The organism is Amycolatopsis sp. A133 (genome assembly GCF_031082405.1).
In the GTDB taxonomy this organism is placed as follows: domain Bacteria; phylum Actinomycetota; class Actinomycetes; order Mycobacteriales; family Pseudonocardiaceae; genus Amycolatopsis.
Genome location: NZ_JAVHJU010000043.1, coordinates 129,431 through 149,066 on the forward strand (window position 1 = coordinate 129,431; position 19,636 = coordinate 149,066).

10 protein-coding genes are annotated in these 19,636 nt (G+C 73.7%); 1 reads left to right on the forward strand and 9 read right to left on the reverse strand.

Annotated elements, in window-relative coordinates:
- Positions 1–14: 14 nt before the first annotated feature.
- The 7 genes from Q5425_RS27710 to Q5425_RS27740 are packed head-to-tail and all read right to left on the reverse strand — an operon-like array spanning position 15 to position 18,142.
- Positions 15–5,369, reverse strand: a complete 5,355-nt coding sequence (locus Q5425_RS27710; protein ID WP_308675250.1) for an aminotransferase class III-fold pyridoxal phosphate-dependent enzyme — start codon at positions 5,367–5,369, stop codon at positions 15–17.
- On the reverse strand, positions 5,362–7,176 hold the full coding sequence (locus Q5425_RS27715) for a condensation domain-containing protein (protein ID WP_308675251.1): 1,815 nt from the start codon (positions 7,174–7,176) through the stop codon (positions 5,362–5,364). The genes Q5425_RS27710 and Q5425_RS27715 overlap by 8 nt, the downstream gene beginning before the upstream one ends.
- Entirely contained in the window at positions 7,173–12,455 is a 5,283-nt protein-coding gene (locus Q5425_RS27720; RefSeq protein WP_308675252.1) for a type I polyketide synthase, read from the reverse strand. The genes Q5425_RS27715 and Q5425_RS27720 overlap by 4 nt, the downstream gene beginning before the upstream one ends.
- Positions 12,452–12,727 (reverse strand): phosphopantetheine-binding protein, encoded by a 276-nt coding sequence (locus Q5425_RS27725; protein WP_308675253.1) that lies wholly within the window; start codon positions 12,725–12,727, stop codon positions 12,452–12,454. The genes Q5425_RS27720 and Q5425_RS27725 overlap by 4 nt, the downstream gene beginning before the upstream one ends.
- A 17-nt stretch (positions 12,728–12,744) precedes the next feature.
- Positions 12,745–13,476: an SDR family oxidoreductase gene (locus Q5425_RS27730; RefSeq protein ID WP_308675254.1), complete on the reverse strand. Its 732-nt coding sequence runs from the start codon at positions 13,474–13,476 to the stop codon at positions 12,745–12,747.
- The gene (locus tag Q5425_RS27735; protein ID WP_308675255.1) at positions 13,473–14,828 is read right to left on the reverse strand and encodes a fatty acid--CoA ligase family protein; all 1,356 of its coding nucleotides are present in this window, start codon (positions 14,826–14,828) and stop codon (positions 13,473–13,475) included. The genes Q5425_RS27730 and Q5425_RS27735 overlap by 4 nt, the downstream gene beginning before the upstream one ends.
- A complete protein-coding gene (locus Q5425_RS27740) occupies positions 14,828–18,142 on the reverse strand; it encodes an amino acid adenylation domain-containing protein (protein WP_308675256.1) in 3,315 nt (1,104 codons plus the stop codon). Before Q5425_RS27740 ends, Q5425_RS27735 begins: the two co-directional genes overlap by 1 nt.
- 250 nt (positions 18,143–18,392) lie before the next feature.
- Between Q5425_RS27740 and Q5425_RS27745 the strand changes: the two genes are divergently transcribed.
- Positions 18,393–19,097: an LmbU family transcriptional regulator gene (locus Q5425_RS27745; protein ID WP_308675257.1), complete on the forward strand. Its 705-nt coding sequence runs from the start codon at positions 18,393–18,395 to the stop codon at positions 19,095–19,097.
- Between the two features lie 15 nt (positions 19,098–19,112).
- Here Q5425_RS27745 and Q5425_RS27750 read toward each other — a convergent pair whose 3' ends face one another.
- Complete coding sequence (locus Q5425_RS27750; RefSeq protein WP_308675258.1) at positions 19,113–19,370, reverse strand: phosphopantetheine-binding protein; 258 nt, start codon at positions 19,368–19,370, stop codon at positions 19,113–19,115.
- A 17-nt stretch (positions 19,371–19,387) separates the two neighbouring features.
- A complete protein-coding gene (locus Q5425_RS27755) occupies positions 19,388–19,603 on the reverse strand; it encodes an MbtH family protein (protein ID WP_308675259.1) in 216 nt (71 codons plus the stop codon).
- Positions 19,604–19,636: the final 33 nt, after the last annotated feature.

Here is a 19,636-nt window from a genome sequence, read left to right on the forward strand (position 1 = left end):
GGATTCGGTGACGGCTATTCGTGGTCCAGCTCGGCCAGCGGCCGGTCGCCGCCGGCGACCATGGCCTCGAGCAGGTTCCGGTAGTACTGCGGGATGCGTTCGGCGAGGTCCGCGGGAACGACTTCGGCCGCGGACTCGAAGTCGCACCGGAAGCCGTCCGTGCGGTCGACGACGTTCAGCGCCAGCGGGTTGCCGATGTGCCGGATCGGCACCGGCTCGGCTTCGGTGACCACGAGCCCGTCCAGGACGGGCACGCTCACCTGGCGGTAGAACGACATCGACGTCGTGAACAGCTCGCTGCGCAGCCCGGCCCCCGGCGGGGCGAGGTCCGTGAGCAGCGCCGCGAACGGGTAGTCCTGGCTTTCCAGCGCGGTGACCAGCTGGTCCAGGACCTCGGCCACGTAGTCCGCGACCAGGACGTCCGACGGCAGCCGCAGCCGCAGCGGCAACAGGTTCGAGCAGTACCCGACCACCTGGTCCAGCGCCGGCGGGCGACGGGCGGACGCGACCGGCACGACGACGTCGTCCTGCCCGGTCAGCCGGTGCAGCAGGGCGCCCCAGGCCGCGACCAGGTAGGCGAACACGGTGACGCCCTCGGCGCGGGCCGCCTCGCGCATCCGGTCGCAGAAGCCCGGGTCGAGGTGGACGCTGTGCCGGACCGCGCGGTAGGGGAAGCTCGCCGGCCGGCCCGCGGACGGCAGTTCCGGCGTGGGGGCCTCCTTGAGGAGGGCGTGCCAGTAGTCGCGGTGCGCGGCGGCCCCGGGACCGGCGGCGACCCGCTCGTGCCAGCCGAGGTAGTCCCGGAACTGGACGGCCGGCGGCAGCCCGGGGCTCGTGCCCCGGCACCCGGCGTTGTACAGCGCGGCCAAGTCGTCGAGAAGGACGCTGTAGGACCAGCCGTCGACCAGCGCGTGGTGCACCGCGAGGAGCAGCAGGTGCCGTTGGGTGTCCGTTCGTACCACCGCGGCGCGGAACGCCGTCTCCGGTGGCTGCCCGGCCCAGGTCCGGAGGAAGTCGCCGAGGTCGGCCTCGGTCCCGCAGGTGTGCTCGGTCAGCACCGTCTGCGGGGTGGGCTGGACGACGAGCGTCTCCCCGTCCGCGCCGAACGCGGTCCGGAGGCTCTCGTGGCGGTCGACCAGGCCGCGCACGGCGCCGCGCAGGACGTCGTGGTCGAGCGGGCCGTCGAGCCGGAACCCGAGTGACATCTCGAACGCGGGCACGGCCCCCTCGTCGAGGTCCCGCAGCTGCCGCTGGGCGAGGGTGCCGCGCAGCGGCGCCGGCCGCGGGCTCGTCCGCCGTTCGCCGAGCAGGCCGTTGGCGCGCAGTTCCTCGGCGGACTCGCGCACCGCGGTGCGGATGTGGTCGAGGTCGGCCTGCTCGTGCGCGGTGGACAGGAAGAAGTTGCGCAGCTCCCAGACGAACACACCCCGGTCGAGCAGGTTGAAGTAGAACGGGTCCATGTTCTGCTCGTGCTCGAACTTGAAGATCGAGGAGAACCGGCGGACCTCGATCGGCAGTTCGAGCTCGCGGAAATCGGCGTTGAGCTGCCCGGCGAACACCTCGGTCTTGCGGTCGAGGTCGCGCTGCAGGCCGGGTCCCTCCGCGCGGAGGTGGTCCAGGACCGCCTTGGCCGCCGCCATGGTCAGCGGGTGCTGGTTGAACGTGCCGCCGAAGAAGGTCGATTCCACCGTCGGGCCGGAGTCGTCGCCGAAGTGCCAGACGCCGCCGTCGATGGCGTCCATGACCCCGCCCCGGCCGGCGATCACGCCGAGCGGCAGGCCGCCGCCGACGATCTTGCCGTAGGTGGCCAGGTCGGCCTCGATGCCGTACAGGCCCTGGACACCGGCCGGGTGGCAGCGGAAGCCCGTGACCATCTCGTCGAAGATCAGCTTCGTCCCGCAGGTGTGCGTGATTTCCCGGAGCCGGCGCAGGAATTCGGGCTTCTGCACGCCCGGCGTCCGCAGCGTCACCGGCTCGGTCAGGACGGCCGCGAGTTCCGGGCCGTGCTTGGTGAGGAAGTCGAGCGCCTCGTCCGTGCCGAATTCGAGGACGTAGACGTTTTCCACCGCACCCGGCGAGATGCCCGGCGCGAGCGGCTTCGTGCCGAAGACGCCGTTCTCGCGGGACGGCACGGCGAGCACGCCGTCGAAGTGGCCGTGGTAGGCGGTGGAGAAGACCGCGATCTTGTCCCGGCCGGTGGCCGCGCGGGCGAGGCGCACCGCCGTCATCACCGCTTCGGTGCCGCTGTTGAGGAAGGCGACCCGTTCCATGCCGGTGAGTTCGAGCAGGCCGGCGGCGACGTCCTCGACCAGCTGGGTACGCGGCCCGAGGCTGAAGCCGACGTCCATCCGCTCGCGCACGGCCGAGGTGACGACCGGCGGGTTGTGCCCGAGCAGGTGCACGCCGTAGCCCAGGGTGAGGTCGACGTACTCGTTGCCGTCGATGTCCCACAGCCGCGCGCCCCGGCCGCGCTCGGCGACGATCGGGTACAGCAGTTCTTTGGTGGCGGGCCGGAACCCGACGGTCGACCGGCTGTCGGCGACCATCGGCCGGTACCGCTGCGCGAAGTCCTTCGAGCGTTTCGTCCGGGCGCCGAGCCGCTCGGCCAGCGCCTTCAGGTAACGGGTGCGCTGGGCCGAGTCCACGGTGTCGGCGGCGCGCCGCGAGCCGGGCCACAGCGGCACCACGGACTTCGTCGCGGGCGTCGGTGGGTTCGGCTTGGCCGGCGCGGGCGGCTCGGTCCCGGCCAGGACCTCGAGCTGACGCTGCATGACCAGCAGCTGTTGCTTGATCAGGTCCTGCACTGCCGTGGAGACGCTGGTCGTCGGCGCTGCGGCGACCGGCGCCGGGGCCGGGTCCGGGGTGGGGGCCGGCGGGCCCGGGAGCTTTCCGGCCGGGGCGTGCGCGTGGAGGTACCCGGCGAGGTCGGCCGGGGTCTGGAGGTCGCCGAAAACCTGGCGGAGCGTCACTTTGCAGCTGTAGCGGTCTTCGACGAGCCGCAGCATGCCGAGCAGCGCCATCGAGTCGGCCCCGAGGTCGGTGAACGTGACACCGGCGTCCAGTTCGGCGGGCGGGACGTCGAAGTAGCCGCCGACGAGGGCGCGGACTTCCGCCAGCAGGGGTTCCACGGTGTGCTCCTCGTGGTCGGGCGGCGGGCTGTCGTCCGCCACCGGCCGTTCGGTGGCCGGCGGCGGCGCGAGGCGGTGGGTGGTGCGGTTCAGCGGGTGCGCCGGCAGCGGGACGCGGCGGTGGGCCTCCCCCGACCAAGCCGACCAGTCCACGGGCACGCCCGCGGCCCACAGCCGGCCCGCGGTGGCGAGCGGGTGTTCCCCGGCGCCGATCTCGAGCACGGTCGTCCCGGCGAAGGCCTCGGCCTGCCGGTCGCCGGTCCAGACGTCCCGGGTCCAGTGCAGCGGGTCGAGCAGCCGCTCCGGCGGCAGTTTCCCGCCGGTGACGGCCGAGCGGACCGGAATCCGCGGGATGGCGGGGTGCAGCTCGGGAGCGCGGTCGAGCCGCCCGGCCCGCCAGTCCAGCAGCGCCACCGCTTCGGCCGGGGCCAAGGCCCCGGCGAAACAGGCCGCGAGGACTTCGCCGGCCCCGGTTCCTCCGGCGGCCACCGGGTGGACGCCGGATTCCGTCCACCAGGTGGCGAGGACCAGTTCCGGTACCGGTTCGGCCAGGTCGGCGAGCGCGGGCAGCTGCGTGACGAGCGCCCGGAACTCTTCGGGAGGGATTTCGCCGAACCGGAAGGCCACGGCGGGGGCCTCGGCGGGCCGGCTGCCGTCGAAGGCAAGCGACTTCGCGGTGGCCGCCACGGGCCGGCTTTCCGCCAGCGCCCGCAAGCCCGCCGCCGCCGTGGCGTGGTCCTCCGCAACAACCGCGAACCGATGGGCGTACCCGCGCCGGCCTCGGCGCAGTGTGTAAGCCGCGTCGGCGAGGGTGGGGGCGTCCGGCTCCGCCAGTGCGCGCGCCAGCCGGGTGGCCAGCTCGCGCAGGGCCGGCTCGGTCTTCGCGCTCACCGCCAGCAGCTGCGGGCCGCCCGTCTCGGGCGCGGCCGGCAGCGGGGGTGCCTCCTCCAGCACCACGTGCGCGTTGGTGCCGCCGATGCCGAACGAGCTGACCCCGGCTCGCCGGGGCGTTTCTCCCCGCGGCCAGGCCATCGGCAGGGTGTTGATGGTGAACGGGCTGCCCGCCAGGTCGATCCGGGGGTTCGGCCGGGTGAACGTCGGGTGGCCCGGGATCTCGCGGTGCCGCAACGCCAGGACCGTCTTGATGAAGCCGGCGATGCCCGCCGCCGCGGCGAGGTGGCCGACGTTCGCCTTGACCGAGCCGAGGGTGCACCGGCCCGGCCGGGCGCCGCCCTCGGTGAAGGCTTCGGCCAGCGCGGCGAACTCGACCGGGTCGCCCAGGGTCGTCGCGGTGCCGTGCGCCTCGACGTGGGAAACGGTGGCGCTGCCGACCTCGGCGACCGCCTGCGCCTCGGTGATCACCGCCCGCTGCCCGGAAATGCCCGGGGCGGTGTAGCCGATCTTGTCGGAGCCGTCGTTGTTGATCGCCGACCCCTTGACCACGGCCAGGACCTGGTCACCGTCCTCGATGGCCTCGGCGAGCCGCTTCAACGCGACCAGCCCCACGCCGTCGCCGAAGGTCGTGCCCGCGCCTTCGGCGTCGAACGGGCGGCACCGGCCGTCCGGGGAGAGGATCATGCCCTCGCTGAAGAAGTAACCCGGGTAGCCGGCCGCGATCACCGAGACACCACCCGCCAGCGCGACGTCGCATTCGCCGGCGAGCAGGCTCTGCACGGCCATGTGCACCGCGACCAGCGACGTCGAACACGCGGTCTGGACGTTGACGCTCGGTCCCGTCAGCCCGAGCTTGTAGGAGATCCTGGTGGTCAGGTAGTCCTTGTCGTTGGCGATCATGAGCTCGGTGCCGGCGTGGCCGAGCGGGTCGCAGGCGCGGGCCACGACGTTGGTCAGGTACGTGTTCATCGACGCGCCGGCGAACACGCCGACGGCCTGGTCGCCCGCTCCCCCGGCGTAACCGACGGTGTCGAGCAGCTCCTGCGCCACCTCGAGCAGGAGCCGCTGCTGGGGATCGAGCAGTTCGGCTTCCCGCCGGGTGTAGCCGAAGAACTCGTGGTCGAAGTCGTACGCGTCCGGCAGGTGCGCGGCCCGCTTGACGTAGGCGGGATCACGCAGCACCCGCTCCGGCGCGCCGGCCGCCGCGAGTTCGGCGTCGGTGAACGTCGTGAGCAGGTCGTCCCCGGCCCGCAGCCGGCGCCAGAACCGATCGAGATCCGGCGCGCCGGGGAACCGGCCGCACATCCCGATCACGGCCACGTCGTTCGCGCGGATCCCGTCAGACATCCTTACCCCCGTTGGTCTCCGGACGCTGGCGCTCCCGCGCGCGCAGCCGGGCGCTGCGGGCCGTGCCGTCCGCCAGCTGCACCCGGCGGCTCGACGCCCGGCCCCGGCCCGGGTCCGCGACGACCGCGGTCCCGGCGAGGCGCCGCGCCAGGCCGGCCACCGTCGGGTAGCGGAACATTTCCGGCACCTGCAGCGGCCGGTCCGGGCTCTCGCCGGCGAGCAGCTCGTGCACCTTCATCAGCAGCAGGGAATTGCCGCCGAGGTCGAAGAAGTTGTCGTCGGGCCCGATACCGCGGCGGCCGAGCACCTGCTGCCAGACGGCGGTCACCCGGCCGACGTGGGCGCTGGGTGCCGCCCCGGCGGGCACTCGCGCCGGCGCGCTGCGCCGGGGGCCGCCGGGCTCGACTTCCGTCGCCACCGGCAGATCCGCGATACCGCGGCCGGGGTCGGCGAGCGCGGCCCGCAGCAGCGCCACGTAGTTCCCGGTCACCTCCCGGGCCGCGCTTTCGGAGAACACGGCCCGGCGGTACTTGAGCAGCCCGACGAGCCGGTCGCCGTCGTGGACGACCTCCAGCACGAGTTCGAGCTGGTCGTCCTGCTGGTCCAGCCGGAACGGCACCGCGGTGAGCCCCGCCCAGGCGACCGGGGCCGCGTCCTCGTCGGCGACGTACAGGGCCGCCAGCGCCGGGTACCGGCTCGGCTTCTGGTAGCTGAACATCGCCTGGAAAATCGGGTTGCGGTCGTCCACCCGGCGTGGCGCCAGCTCGCTCACGAGCAGCTCGAACGGGTAGTCCTGGTGCTCCAGTGCCTCGACGACGGCGGTGCGGGTCCGGCCGAGCTGCTCCCGGTACGACGCCGCGTCACCCAAGTCGGCCCGCAGCACCACCGGGTTGACGAAGTTGCCGACGCACCCGGCCAGCCCCGGATCGGTCCGGCCGGCGAAGGGCGAGCCGACCAGCACGTCCCGCCGGCCGGTGTAGCGGCTGACGAGGACCTGGAAAACCGTCAGCAGCACCGCGTACGGCGTGGCGCCTTCGGCCTTGGCCAGCGCGAACACACCGTCGGCGAGCTCGGCGGGGATCGGGAACACGACCGAGCCGCCCTCGGCGGCCTCGGGATCGACGTCGGACCGGGGCCACCCGACCGGTTCGAGCCGGCCGGAAAGCCGTTCGTGCCAATAGGACCGCGCCCGGGCGCCCTTCTCACCGTCGATCAGCGCACGCTGGTGGGTGACGAAGTCGGTGTACCGGGCCTCGTGAGCGGGCAGCTGCGCGGGGCGCCGCTGCACTTCGGCGAGGTAGAGCTGCTCGAGTTCGGCCAGGACGATGCCGAGCGACCAGAAGTCGCAGATCACGTGGTGCAGGGTCAGCAGGACGAGAGCCTCCCCCGGCGCCACCGCGAACACCCGCACGCGGAACAGCGGGCCGGCCGCGAGGTCGAACGGCTCGCGGTAGGCGCCGCGCACAGCGTCCCGGAGCTCCTGCTCGCTCCACCCGCGCGCAGCCCGCTCGGCGAAGTCCGGTTCGAGCCAGCCGTGCACCGTCTGGCTGTCGACGCCGCTGAACGTGGTGCGCAGGGCCGGGTGCCGCCCGGCGAGCGACCGGACCGCCGCGTGGAACGCGGTGCCGTCGAACCCGCCGGTGAACCGCGCGGTGAACCCGACGTGGTAGGACGCGCTGTCCGGGTTCATCCGGTGCAGCAGCAGCAACGGGCGCTGGGCGTGGGAAAGCGGGTGGGCGGTCCGCGCCTGGGCGGCGCGGGCCCGCAGTGCCGCCTCGAGTTTCTTGCGGACGTCGTAGTCGGTCATGCGGTTCCGTCCTGCTCGGCCAGCCAGGGCAGGAGCGCCTCGAGCTGGTCCTCGGTCAGCGAGTCGAGGTCGGCCAGGAGCCGTTCCGCCTCCTCCGCGGAGAAAGGCCCGGCCGGGGACGGCGGCGCAGCGGAGCCGGCCGGGACGGCCGGGGCGGCCGGCGCGTCGAGCACCAGGCGGTCCGCCAGCTCGTCGACGAGCAGCCGCAGCGCCTTGCCTTCGAGGAGGCCGGTGAGCGGCAGGTCGATGTCCAGGTCGCGGAAGATCTGGCCGCGGACCTCGACGGCCACCAGCGAATCGAGCCCGGCTTCCGCCAGCGGGAGCTCCTCGTCGACCGTCGTCTCGGCGATGCCGAGGCGGGTGGCCAGCATGCCGCGCAGGTACCCGAGCACCAGTTCGCGGCGGCGGTCCGGGGTGGCCGCCGGCCAGTCCCGCCGCAGCCGCCGGACCGGCTCCACCGCGTCGGGGGCGGGTGTCCCCGCCTCCGCGGCGACGGCTCGCCCGCCGGGGAACCGGGCCAGGTAGCGGGACCAGTCCACGGAGAAGACGCCGTAGTGGGCACCGGGCGCCGTCAGCAGCCGGTCCAGGGCGGCGAAGGCCGGCTCGGCCGTCAGCGGGGTGAACCCGCCGTCGGACAGCCGGGCCTGCAGGCGCTCGCTCAGCCGCGCCACCATGCCCGCCTCCCACGGCCCCCAGCCGACGCTGAGGGCGGGCAGGCCCAGGCCCCGCCGGTAGTGCGCGAGCCCGTCGAGGAAGGCGTTGGCCGCCGCGTAGTGGGCCTGCCCGGGCGCGCCGAGCAGCGCGGCCGTGGACGAAAAGAGGATGAAGTGCTCGAGGTCGAGGCCCAGGGTGGCCCGGTGCAGGTGCCAGCCGCCGGTCACCTTGGGCGCGAGCACCGCCTCGAACCGGTCCCAGCTCAGCTGCGGCAGCACGGCGTCGTCGAGCACGCCGGCGGCGTGGACGACGCCGGTGAAGCCGCCCCACTCCCGTTGCGCGCGCTCAACCAGCCGCCCGACCGCGGCTTCGTCGGTGACGTCGAGATCGGCGAGCGTGATCTGCAGGCCGGGCACGTCCTCGACCCGCGCTTCGGTGGCCCGGCGCGAGGCGAGCACGACGTGCCGCACCCCCTGCCGGGCCAGCCAGGCCGCGGTGCGCAGGCCGAGCGCCCCGGTCCCGCCGGTGATCAGGTAGCACCCGCTCAGGCGGCTCCCGGCCGTCGGCGGCACAGCCGCCGGCACGGAGACGCGGCGGAGCGTGGGCCGGTAGGCGCGGCCGTCGCGGATCGCGGCCTCCGGCCCCGGCACGTCCGGCAGCATCCGCAGCGCGCCGGCGAGATCGCGGGGGTCCAGGTCGAGCAGGCGCACGCCCAGCTGCGGGGCTTCCAGCGCGACCGTGCGGCCCAGGCCCCACAGCATCGAGCCGTACGGGTCGGCGGCGGCCCCGGCCACGGCCACCGCCCCACGGGTCAGCAGCACCACGGAGGCCGGCGGCCGGCCCGCCTTCGCGGCGGCCTGCACGAGCGCGGGCACGCTGCCGCAGGCGGTGCGCGTGTCCTGGTCCAAGCCGAGGCAGTGCAGGACGTGCGCCGGTCCGGTTTCGCGGAGCAGCCGTGCGAGGTGGTCGGCGTCGGCCGGGTCGAAGGTGGTGCTGACCTCGGCGACCACGCACCGGCCGCCCCGCGCCTCCAGCGCCGCGACCGCGTGCCGCCAGTGGCCCTGGCGGTCGGCGAGCACGAGCCAGGTCCCGGCCGGGGCCGGCGCGCCCGCCGTCTCGACCGGCTCCCAGTCCTCGGCGTGGATCGGCGCCTCGGCGGCCGGCGGCGTGCGGAAGGACACCGCCCGCAGTTCGAGGCCGAAGAGCTCGAGCAGGGGGTTGCCGTCGTGGTCGAGCAGCGAGACGTCGGCGACGGCCCGGGTGGCTTCGGCCACCCGGTGGCGGACGCGCGCGACCCCCGATTCCGCCGTCGACGGGTGGAACACCGCGCGTTCGATCCGGAACGGCAGCAGCACGCCGTCCTCGGGCACCTGCCGGGCGATCCGCGCCGCGATGGCCAGCTGGACGCCGGAGTCGAGCAGCGCCATCGTCCGCTCGCGCGGCGACGCGGCCGTGAAGGTGAGGTCACCGGTGCTGTCGTCGCCGTCCAGGCGCAGCTGGTCGATCCACCGGAACGCGGGTCCGAACCGGAACCCGGCCGCCTCGAACCGCGGGTAGAGCTCCGGGACCGGCCGTCCGGTGCGGTGGGCCGCCGGGTCCACCGGCTGCGGGGCGACGCCTGCCCGCTGGATCCGGCCCTCCGCGTGTACCTGCCACGCGTCCTCGGCCAGCGGATCGTCCACCCGGGACAGTCCGAGCGACTGGGCGACGAACCGGCCGTCCGCGGCCGGCGTGAGCACGAGCTGCACGCGGCGCGGTTCGTCCGCGGCTTCCAGCGCGCGCGGGAACACCAGGTCCTCGACGACCACTCCGGCCTCGCCGGCGACCGCCTCCACCAGGCAGGCCGTGTGGTAGGCCCCGGGCACGACGAGCCGCCCGGCGATCTCGTGGTCGGCGAGCACGCGCGGGGCGTGCGCGGCGACGGTGGTCTCGTACCGCCGCTGCGGGGACTGCGGCAGGGCGAGCCGGGTCAGCGCCGGCGGCCGGTCGCCGGCCGGCCGCGCGGCTTCGGCACCGGACGGCGCCGGCGCGAGCCAGTGCCGGGTCCGCGCGAAGGGGTAGAGCGGGGCGGCCACCTTGACCGCTCGCAGCGGCCCGTAGTACCCCGCCCAGTCGACCGGGATCCCGGCCCGCTCCAGGCGCGCGAGGTGCGTGAGGACGCCGGCCCGCTCCGGCTTCCGGGGTGCCAGGCCCGGCAGGAAGACTACGTCGTCGCCGGCCTGGGCGCGGCCCGACGTGGTGAGCGTCCGGCGCGAACCCACCTCGAGGAAGACCGTGCACCCGCCGGCGAGCAGCTCGCCGAGGCCGGCCGCGAACCGGACCGGCGAGGTCAGCTGGCGGCCCCAGTAGCCCGCGTCGAGCCCGGTCGCCCAGGTGCCGGTGAGGTTCAGCGCCATCGGCACGGACGGCGGCCGGTGGGTGATCCGGCCCGCCGCCGCGGCCACGGCCGGGACGACCGGGGCGACCAGCGACGAGTGGAAAGCGTGCGTCGTCTCCAGGGGGATCGTCCCCCACTTCCGTGACCGGAACTCGGTTTCCAGCTCGCCGAGCTCCGCGTCCGGGCCCGAGACGGTGATCCGGTCCGGCGCGTTGTACGCGGCGACCGTCACCGCCCCGCCCTTGGCCGCGACCAGGCGTTCCAGCTCGGCCACGTCGGTGCAGCCGACCGCGACCATCCGGCCGCCGCCGGGCACGGCCGCGAAGGCGCGCCCGCGTTCGCAGACCAGCTCGAGCCCGTCCTCGACGCTGAACACCCCGGCCACGCAGGCCGCGGCGTACTCGCCGAGGCTGTGCCCCAGCACGGCGTCCGGCCGCACCCCGCAGGACGCCCAGAACTCGGCCAGCGCGACCTGCAGGAGGAAGACCGCGGGCTGGAGGAGCTCGGCCCGCGCTTGAGCCGCCGCGTCGGCGAACACGTCGAGCAGCTCGGCCCCGGTGAGCCGGCGGAAGTGCTCCGCGTGCCGGTCCAGCGCCGCGCGGAAAGCCGGGTGCTCGCGGTGGAGCTCGACGGCCATGCCGGCGTACTCGGAACTCTGGCCGGGGAAGAGGAACCCGATCCTCGGCCGGGCCTTCGCGGCTTCACCCGCGTCGGCTTGCCCGGTCCCGATGCGCAGCCACGACTCGATGCGCTCGGCCGCCGCCTCCCCGGTGTCGGCCACCACGCTGAGCCGGTGCCGCAGCGGGCGCCGCCCGACATGACTGGTGTGGGCCAGGTCCGTCAGGTCCGCGCCCGGCTCGCGCAGGCGGCTCGCCCACCGCCCGGCCAGCGTGTGCAGCGCGTCCGCGGTCTTCGCGCTGATCGTGACGAGGTCGTGGCCCGGACGCCGGTCCGCCGTCGCCCGGTCCGGGGCCTGTTCCAGCACGGCGAACGCGTTGGTGCCGCCGATCCCCAGTGAGTTGACCGCCGCCCGGCGCGGGGACCCGGGCATCGGCAGCGGCTCGGCGTTGACGAACAGGCCCGAGCCGGCCAGCTTCAGCCGGGGGCTCGGGGCCGTGAAGTACGGGCTCGGCGGGACAAGGCCCTCGTGCAGGGCCAGCGCGGCCTTGATCAGGCCGGCGATGCCCGACGCCGCCTCCATGTGCCCGATCAGCGCCTTCACCGAGCCGATGGCGGTCGGGGCGTCCGGGCCGAAGACCTTCTTCAGCGCGCCGATTTCGGTGGGATCACCGAGCGGCACGCCGGTGCCGTGCGCCTCGACGTAGCCGATCGTGGCGGGGTCGACGCCGGAGACGGCCAGCGCCTGCCGCATCGCGCCGAGCTGACCGGGCAGGCTGGCGGCGCCGTAGCTGGCTTTGCCGCCGCCGTCGTTGTTGATCGCGGTGCCGAGGATGGTGGCGTAGACGATGTCGCCGTCGCGCACCGCGGCGGCGAGCGGCTTGAGGACGACGGCCCCCACGCCGCTGCCGAAGATCGTCCCGCGCGATTCGACGTCGAACGGGCGGCAGCGGCCGTCCGGCGACAGGATGCCGCCCCGGCGGTGCCAGTACCCGGCGGCCCGGGGCAGCCGGATGTTCACGCCACCGGCCAGCGCCGCTTCGCATTCGCCGCGCACCAGGCTCTGGCAGGCGAGGTGCACCGCGACCAGCGACGTGGAACACGCCGTCTGCACGGTCAGGCTCGGCCCGGTCAGGTTCAGCTTGTACGACACCCGGGTGGCGAGGAAGTCCTTGTCGGACCCGAGCTGTTCGAGCGAGGCCGTCGGGTCGGCCAACGTCCCGGCGTGGGTCAGCACCTCGGGCAGGTAGCTGGTGAGCACTCCGCCGCTGCCGGCGAAGACCCCGACCGGGGACGCGTCGCCGGCGGCCGGACGCAGGCCCGCGTGCTCCAGGGCGTGCCAGCACGTTTCCAGGAAGACGCGCTGCTGGGGGTCCATGACGGCGGCTTCGCGGCCCGAGATGTCGAAGAAGGCCGCGTCGAAGAGGTCGACGTCGTCGATCGAGGCGGCCGCCTTGACGTAGTCGGGGTCCTCGAGCCAGGCCGGGTCCACGCCGGCGCGGAGCAGTTCCTCGTCGCCGAGGTCGCGGATCGACTCGCGCCCGGCGAGGATCGCGTCCCAGAACTCGCCGACGTCCGCGGCTCCGGGGAACCGCGCGGCGAGGCCGACGATGGCGATCGGCTCGCTCATGCCGGCTCGCCGGCCCCGAGCCGGGGCGGCACGACCGGGTCGTAGGCCTGCAGCAGGTCCCCGACCGTGCGGACGCCGGTGATCGGCACCTCGTCGGAGAACGGGTCGGTGTCGAGCTCCAGCTCCAGGACGGCGACGAGCCGGGCCAGGTGCAGCGACTCCAGGCCGAGCTGGTCGACGAGCAGCCGGTCTTCGTCCAGGTGCTCGACCGGCCCGGCCACCTCGGTCACGATCTCGAGCAGAGCGGCCATGACCGTCTCGCGCCTGTTCATGCGATGCACACTCCCGTTCAGCAGGTGTAGCCGCCGTCGACCGTGATGGTCTGGCCGGTGATGAAGCTCGCCGCGGGCGAGGTGAGGAACCGGACGACGCCGAGCACGTCCTCGACCGAGCCGAGCCGGCCCAGCGGGGTCCGGCGCACGATCCGCCGTCGCCGGTCGTCGCCGATGCCGGCGGTCATCTCGCTCTCGAAGTAGCCGGGGGCGACGCTGACCACGCGGACGCCGGCCGGGCCGACCTCGCGGGCGAGCCCGCGCGTCAGCCCGTCGAGCGCGGCTTTCGCGGCGCCGTACACCGCGACGCCGGTCTGGCCGCGCAACGCGTTGATCGACGACATGTTGACCACCACGCCGGCCCGGCGGGCGAGCATGGGTTTGAGGCAGGCGCGGGCGAGCAGCACCGGCAGCGTCAAGTTGGTCCGCAGCGCGGCGTCGATCGCCGCCGGGGACGTCATCGTCAGCAGGCCCTCGAGCCCGATCGCGGCGTTGTTCACCAGCACGTCGATGCGACGGTGGCGGCGCACGGCCGCGCGGGCGAACCCGGCCACCGCGTCCGCGTCCGTTCCGTCCACTTCGGACCAGAAAAGCGAGTCGGTCTCCTTGCCCAGCACGGCCAGTTCGGCGGACTCCCGCCGGCTGAAGGTCTCCACCCGGTACCCGCGGTCGAGGAAGTCGGTCACCAGGGCCAGCCCCAGCCCGCGGCTGCCGCCGCTGACCACCGCCACCGGACGCTCGTCGGTCACAGCGCGCCTCCCTTCCGCTTGAACCGCTCACCGTGCAACGGCCGGTCCGAGACCGTGATGACGGCCGGGACCTTGTGCGACGGCAGGTGTTCGCCGCAGAACTGCCGCAGCCGGCGGTTCAGCGCCTTCCGCTCCTCCGGCTCGGCCAGCTCGACCGTGGCCACGACGATCGCGCCGGTGACCGCGTTCGCGCGGCCGGACACGACGACGTCGGCGACGTTGCCCGCGCGCAGCAGCACGTCCTCGACCTCGGCCGGCGACACCTTTTCGCCGCCGACGTTGATCAGCGCCGACCGCCGCCCGAGCACGCGCAGCGTCCCGTCCCCGGCCACCACGACCGCGTCCCCGGTGTTCAGCCACCCGTCGTCGTCGAACGGGCTGGGCGCGTTGAGGTACCCGAGCATGGCGCTGGGCGACTTGATCCACAGCACGCCGTCGCGCACCTCGGTGCGGAACCCGTGCCCGCCGACGGCCATCCGCAGCGAATCCGACGAGACGGACCGCGTGGGCAGGATGCCGGTCTCGGTCAGGCCGTAGGTCTGCTTGAACCGCACGTGCGGGAACACCTCCGCCGCGTGCGCGAGGGTGACTTCGCGCATCGGCTCGGTGCCGTAGGTGATCAGCTCGAGCGAGGACAGGTCGTGCTCCCGGTGGGCACCGGACAGCAGCAGCATGTTGAGGAACGTCGGTGTGGTCGGCAGCACCTGGACGCGGTGGCGTTCGATGGCCTCGCACGCGTGCTTCGGGGTGCGCCGCGGCTCGGTGATCACCGTGCCGCCGCCGAGGAGGGTGCGGAACAGCGTGTTGACGCCGCCGATGTGGTCCAGGGCCATGAACTGCAGCGTCCGCCGGGGGCGGGCCACCGCCCCGAACCCGCCGAGCAGCCGCGGCAGCGAAAGCAGGGCCGCCTTGCTCTCCCCCGTCGAGCCCGAGGAGAACAGCAGCAGGCCGGCTTCCCCGGACTCGGCGAGCTTCGCCGTCAGCTCGGGCCGCGGCTCGTCCGGTGCCGCGACCGTCGTGGCGGTCCACTCGCCGGGACCGCCGAACTCGACGACCTCGGTCACGTGCGCCGTCGCCATCCGGCGCGCCCGCTCCCCCGCCGGCGGATCGTGGGGCGCGAAGGGAACTACGACGCAGCGGCGGACGGCGAGGGCGGTGAAGAGCGCGACGACCTCGGGTGAGGCGTTCCCGACGACCGCGACGACCGCGCCCGCGGCCACGCCGAGCCGGTCGAGCTCGGCCAGCCAGGCGGTGGTGCGCGCGGCGAGCTCGCGGTAGGTGACCTGGCCGCCGTAGCCGGCCATCGCCTCGGCGTCGTCCTGCTCCGCCAACCGGGACAGCAGGGTGTCCATCAGGCGTCACCTCGCCGGCGCAGGGCGGGCCGGGGTGCGCTGTCGTCGGCGCCGAGCCGGTCCGCGATCTCGCCGATCGACTGCGCTTCGAAGAACGCGCGGATCCGCACCGAGCAGCCCAGTGCGGTGCGCACCCGCCCGATGACGGTCATGGCGAGCAGCGAATTCCCGCCCAGGTCGAAGAAGTTGTCCTCCGGGCCTGCGTGCGGCACGCCGACGACCTCGGCCACGATCTCGCACAGCTGCCGGACCCGCGGGTCCCCGGGCGGTGCCGCGGGCGAAGCCGGTTCCGGCTCGGCACCCGGGATCTCGATCGCCGACAACGCCTTGCGGTCCAGCTTGCCGTTGGGGGTGACCGGGAATTCGCCGAGGATCGCCACCCGGTCCGGCAGCAGCGCGGCCGGGAGCCGGCCCCGCAGGAATTCCCGGACGGCGGACGGCGTCAGCTCCGCCCCGGTGCCCTCGGCGGGCAGGACGCAGGCGACCAGCCGAGCCGCGCGGGTGCCCGGGTCGGTTGCGAAGACGGCAGCGCGGGCGATGGCGGGGTGCCCGAGCAGCGCGGCTTCCACCTCGCCGGGCTCGACGCGCAGGCCGCGCACCTTGACCTGGTCGTCGACGCGGCCCCAGAACTCCAGCTGCCCGTCGGGCCGCAGCCGGCCCCGGTCGCCGGTGCGGTACATGCGCTGCCCGGGCACCGGGCTGAACGGGTCGGCGACGAACCGCTCGCCGGTCTGCGCGGGCCGGCCCACGTACCCCTGGGCCACTCCGAGGCCACCGATGCAGATCTCGCCGACGAACAGCGGCGGCAGCAGCTGGAGCTGGTCGTCGACGACGTAGAGCCGCGACGTCCCGGCCGCGCGCCCGGCGACCTGGCGGGGGTGCTCGCCGATCTCCGCGACGGCCGAATCCACCGTGCACTCGGTGATGCCGTACATGTTGAACGCGACCAGCCCGGGCTGCTCGTGCAGGCGCCGCCACAGCCGGTCGGACGCGCTTTCGCCGCCCATCACGAGGATCTTCGGCGGGTGCGGCACGGCCGGCAGGCCGGCGTCGACCAGCACCTCCATCTGGCTGCTGTTGCAGTCCAGCAGGTCGATCGCCGACGCGGGGTCCGCCCCGCGAGCGAGCAGCCGCACCGGATCCATCCGCTCTTCCTCGCCGATCAGCAGCAGCCGGTGGCCGAAGGCGATCATCCCGAGGCACTGGTTGACGAACACGTCGAACGTCACCGAGCTCAACCCGCCGATATTCGCTTGGCGGCCCGCGGGAAGCCGGGCGTAGATCGGCGTGAGCTGGGTGGTGGCGAGCGCGACCACGCTCGCGTGGTCGACGAGCACGCCCTTCGGCTGCCCGGTGGAACCCGAGGTGAAGACGACGTAAGCGGGGGCGGCGCCCGGGCGGGCGGCGAACTCGTCCACCGGCTTCGCCGCGTCTGCCAGTAGCACGGCCGCCGAGACCGTCTCCACGTCCGAGAAGGGTTCGTCGGCGACCACGAGGGAAACGCCCGGGTCCTCGAGGAGCAGGCGGCGGCGGGCGACCGGCTGCTGCGGGTCCAGCAGCAGGAAAGCACCGCCGGCGCACCAGGTGGCGAGCATCGCGGCGATCAGGTCGCCGCGCCGGGGCAGGCAGATCCCCACGACCGTGCCGAGCCGCACGCCCCGGGCCCGCAGGGCCGCGGCCATCGTCCGGGCGCGGCCGGCCAGTTCGCCGAAGGTGAGCTGTTCGCCGTCCGCGGCGACCGCCTCGCGATCGGGGGTGGCCGCGGCGGTCCGGGCGAACAGGTCCCACGCCGAGGCGTGGTCCGCGGGCGGCGCGTCGTGCGCTTCGCCCGCGCCGAGCGCCAGCGTTTCCGCCAGCGTCCGTTCGTCGAGCAACGGGACGCTGCCCATCGGGACGCCGGGCGAGCGGGTGAGTGCGGCGAGCAGGTGCGCGTAGGCACCGGCGAACCGCCGCATGGCTTCGGCGGAGAACCGGCGGCGGTCGTATTCGACGGTGCAGGTGGTGCCGCCGGCCAGCCGCTGGATGTCCAGGGTCAGGTCGAACTGGATCGCCGGCACCTCCGCGGGCTCCCCCACGGGCGAGACCCGCAGGCCGTCGAGCGCCCACACCTCGCCCGGGTCGAGCGAGCCGTAACCGATGGCCGCCTGGAACAGCGGGTTGCGATCGGCGTCCCGGTGGGGCGCGACCTCGTCCACCACCACCTCGAACGGGACGTCCTGGTACTCCAGCGCGTCGTGCACCGTGTCGACCACGGCGTCGAGGAACCGGTCGAAGGTCAGCGACGGCGTGACCCGGCAGCGCAGCACGACCGTGTTGGCGAAGAACCCGATGGTGCGGAAGAACTCCGAGTGCGACCGGTTCAGCACCGGCGTGCCGACCGCGAGGTCGGCCGTTCCGGTCCAGCGTTGCAGCAGCACGAAGTAGACGGCGAGCAGGCCGGTGAACGGCGTGACCGAGCGTTCCCGGCAGAACGCTTCGAACTCCGCGAGCGTGTGTTCGGGCAGGGCGATCGGCAACCGGGCGCCGGCGAGCCCGCCCGCGGTTTCCCCGCCGTCTTCCGGCAACCGCGTCGGCTGGACTCCGGCCAGCCGGTCGCGCCAGTGGTCCAGGCCGGCGCGATCGACGCCGAGCGCCTTCTCCCGCAGGCAGAAGTCGGCGTACTGCGCGGCCGGCCCGGTGAAGCCCGGTGCGTCCGGGTCGGCGTAGGCGAGCCGCAGGTCTTCGGCGAAGACCTGCGCGGAAACCTCGTCGATGATGATGTGGTGGAACGCGAAGACCAGCAGGTGCAGCGCGTCCGACACCCGGATCACGCCGGCTCGCCACAGCGGCCCGGACGCGAGGTCGAACGGGCGGCCGATCAGCTTCCTGGCCTCGGTTTCCGCCCAGGCCCGGCGTCCGCCCGGCGATTCCCCCGGTGCCACGGCGAGGCCGGCCGCCACGGGCCCGGCCGGGTGCACCACCTGGAGGACTTCGCCACCACGCTCGAGAAACGTGGTGCGCAGTGTTTCGTGCCGTTCGGCCAGCACCGTGAGCGCGCGTTCGAGCCGGTCGAATAGCAGATTTCCCTCGACGGCGAGAACGGTTCCCCAGATATCGGCGGAACTGTCGGGCCGCAGCACCGAGGAAAAGTACATCCGGCGCTGGGCGGACGACGCGGAAACGACTCGCGAATGGCCGTCGGCGACGGTTCCGCCACCCCCTGAATCCGGCGAGCCGTGCAAATCAGCTTGACGCGCTCGTGACACGAAAGTCCTCCCACCGATCAGCCATGTCCGCGCGCGGACAGTCAGCCCGACAGTACCCGATCCCCGCACCGGAAATCACCGATGAACAAACCACGACCGCTCGCTTGTCCCGCCGGCGAGACATCGCCGCCGGGACGAGGCGAGCAGTTTGCCCCGCTGCCATTTGACCCGGATTTCACGCATTGCGCACCCGGCCACCGGCCCGCGCGGCGGCGCCGCCCGGCCGGGCCGACCAAGATCGATAAAGGGCCTTCCGGACCGAGTCCTCGCTGTTATAGTCGGTGGTGCAGCATGCACGAAGCGTACCTGGGGGGTAACGATGCGTACAGGTTCCATCTCGTCGCGCCCGGACGGGGCGGCGGCGCCACGGGCGACCGCGGAAACCGCCGGGCGGCCGCCCGAGGCGGGGGTCCAGTTCCACAAGTCCGGCTTGTTGTTCACGGCCAAGCACAGCCTCAGCACGTGGGAGAAGGTCGGCAGCAACCTCTTCTCCTTCGCGGACTCCTCGACCTGGTGGATCGCCGACTGGCTCGTCTACGGCGAATCCACGTTCCACGACCGCTACCGGGAAGCCGTGCAGCGGACGTCGCTCAGCTACCAGACGCTCCGCAACTACACCTGGGTCGCCCGCCGGTTCCCGCTGTCCCGCCGCCGGCAGGGCCTGAGCTTCAGCCACCACCTCGAAGTCGTGGCGCTCGACCGGCCCGAACAGGACTATTGGCTGAGGAAGGCCGAAGAGGCGACCTGGAGCCGAAACAAGCTCCGCGGCCAGATCCGCAGCAGCAAGCTCGCCCAGCAGGGCGAGATCACCCAGGCAGGAACCGGGAGCGGCACGGTCATGGACAGCATCGAACCGGCTCCGGCCGACGCCGCTCTCGCCGGCCCCGCACCCGAAGCGCCGCTGCTCGCCCTGCAGCTTTCGGCGGAGGACCTGGAGATGATCAAACGGGCCGCGGGCAAGGAAAGCGAGCCGGTCGAGGCCTGGGCGGCGGAAATGCTGCGGCGGGCCGCCGCCGGCTCCTGAACCGGCCCGGCGGCCTCACGCCGGATCGGCGGCCAGGGCGCTGAGCGCGTCGCTGAGCTCACCCAGCACCGGGTTCTTCAGGATGATGCGGACGGTGCGCGGGATCCCCAGCTCTTCGCTCAGCACCCGGCCGAGCCGGATGGCGATGATGGAGTTGCCGCCGATGTCGAAGAAGTCGTCTTCGAGACCGATGCCCGGCTTCCCCGTGAGCTCCCGGACGCTGCCGACCACCAGGGCATCCATGGAGTTGCGGAACTCGCTGTCGCTCGTCATGTCCCGGCCCTTCTCCGTCACTGTTCCGCGGCCATGGCTTCGACCAGGCCGGCCGGCCTCATGTCCGTCCAATGCGTGGAGACGTATTCGAGGCAGTTCGCCCGCGTGTCCTCGCCGTGCACCGCTTTCCAGCCGGCGGGCACGGGGCTGAACGCGGGCCACAGGGAATGCTGGTTCTGGTCGTTGACCAGGACGAGGTAAACGCCTTCTTCGTCTTCGAAAGGATTCGCCACGGCCGCAGTCTAACGACCGGCAGCACGACGGCG

Coding starts and splice junctions, on each gene's coding strand:
- Q5425_RS27710 (WP_308675250.1), bottom strand. CDS start 5,369: ATGTCTGACGGGATCCGCGCGAACGACGTGGCCGTGATCGGGATGTGC.
- Q5425_RS27715 (WP_308675251.1), bottom strand. CDS start 7,176: ATGACCGACTACGACGTCCGCAAGAAACTCGAGGCGGCACTGCGGGCC.
- Q5425_RS27720 (WP_308675252.1), bottom strand. CDS start 12,455: ATGAGCGAGCCGATCGCCATCGTCGGCCTCGCCGCGCGGTTCCCCGGA.
- Q5425_RS27725 (WP_308675253.1), bottom strand. CDS start 12,727: ATGAACAGGCGCGAGACGGTCATGGCCGCTCTGCTCGAGATCGTGACC.
- Q5425_RS27735 (WP_308675255.1), bottom strand. CDS start 14,828: ATGGACACCCTGCTGTCCCGGTTGGCGGAGCAGGACGACGCCGAGGCG.
- Q5425_RS27745 (WP_308675257.1), top strand. CDS start 18,393: ATGCGTACAGGTTCCATCTCGTCGCGCCCGGACGGGGCGGCGGCGCCA.
- Q5425_RS27750 (WP_308675258.1), bottom strand. CDS start 19,370: ATGACGAGCGACAGCGAGTTCCGCAACTCCATGGATGCCCTGGTGGTC.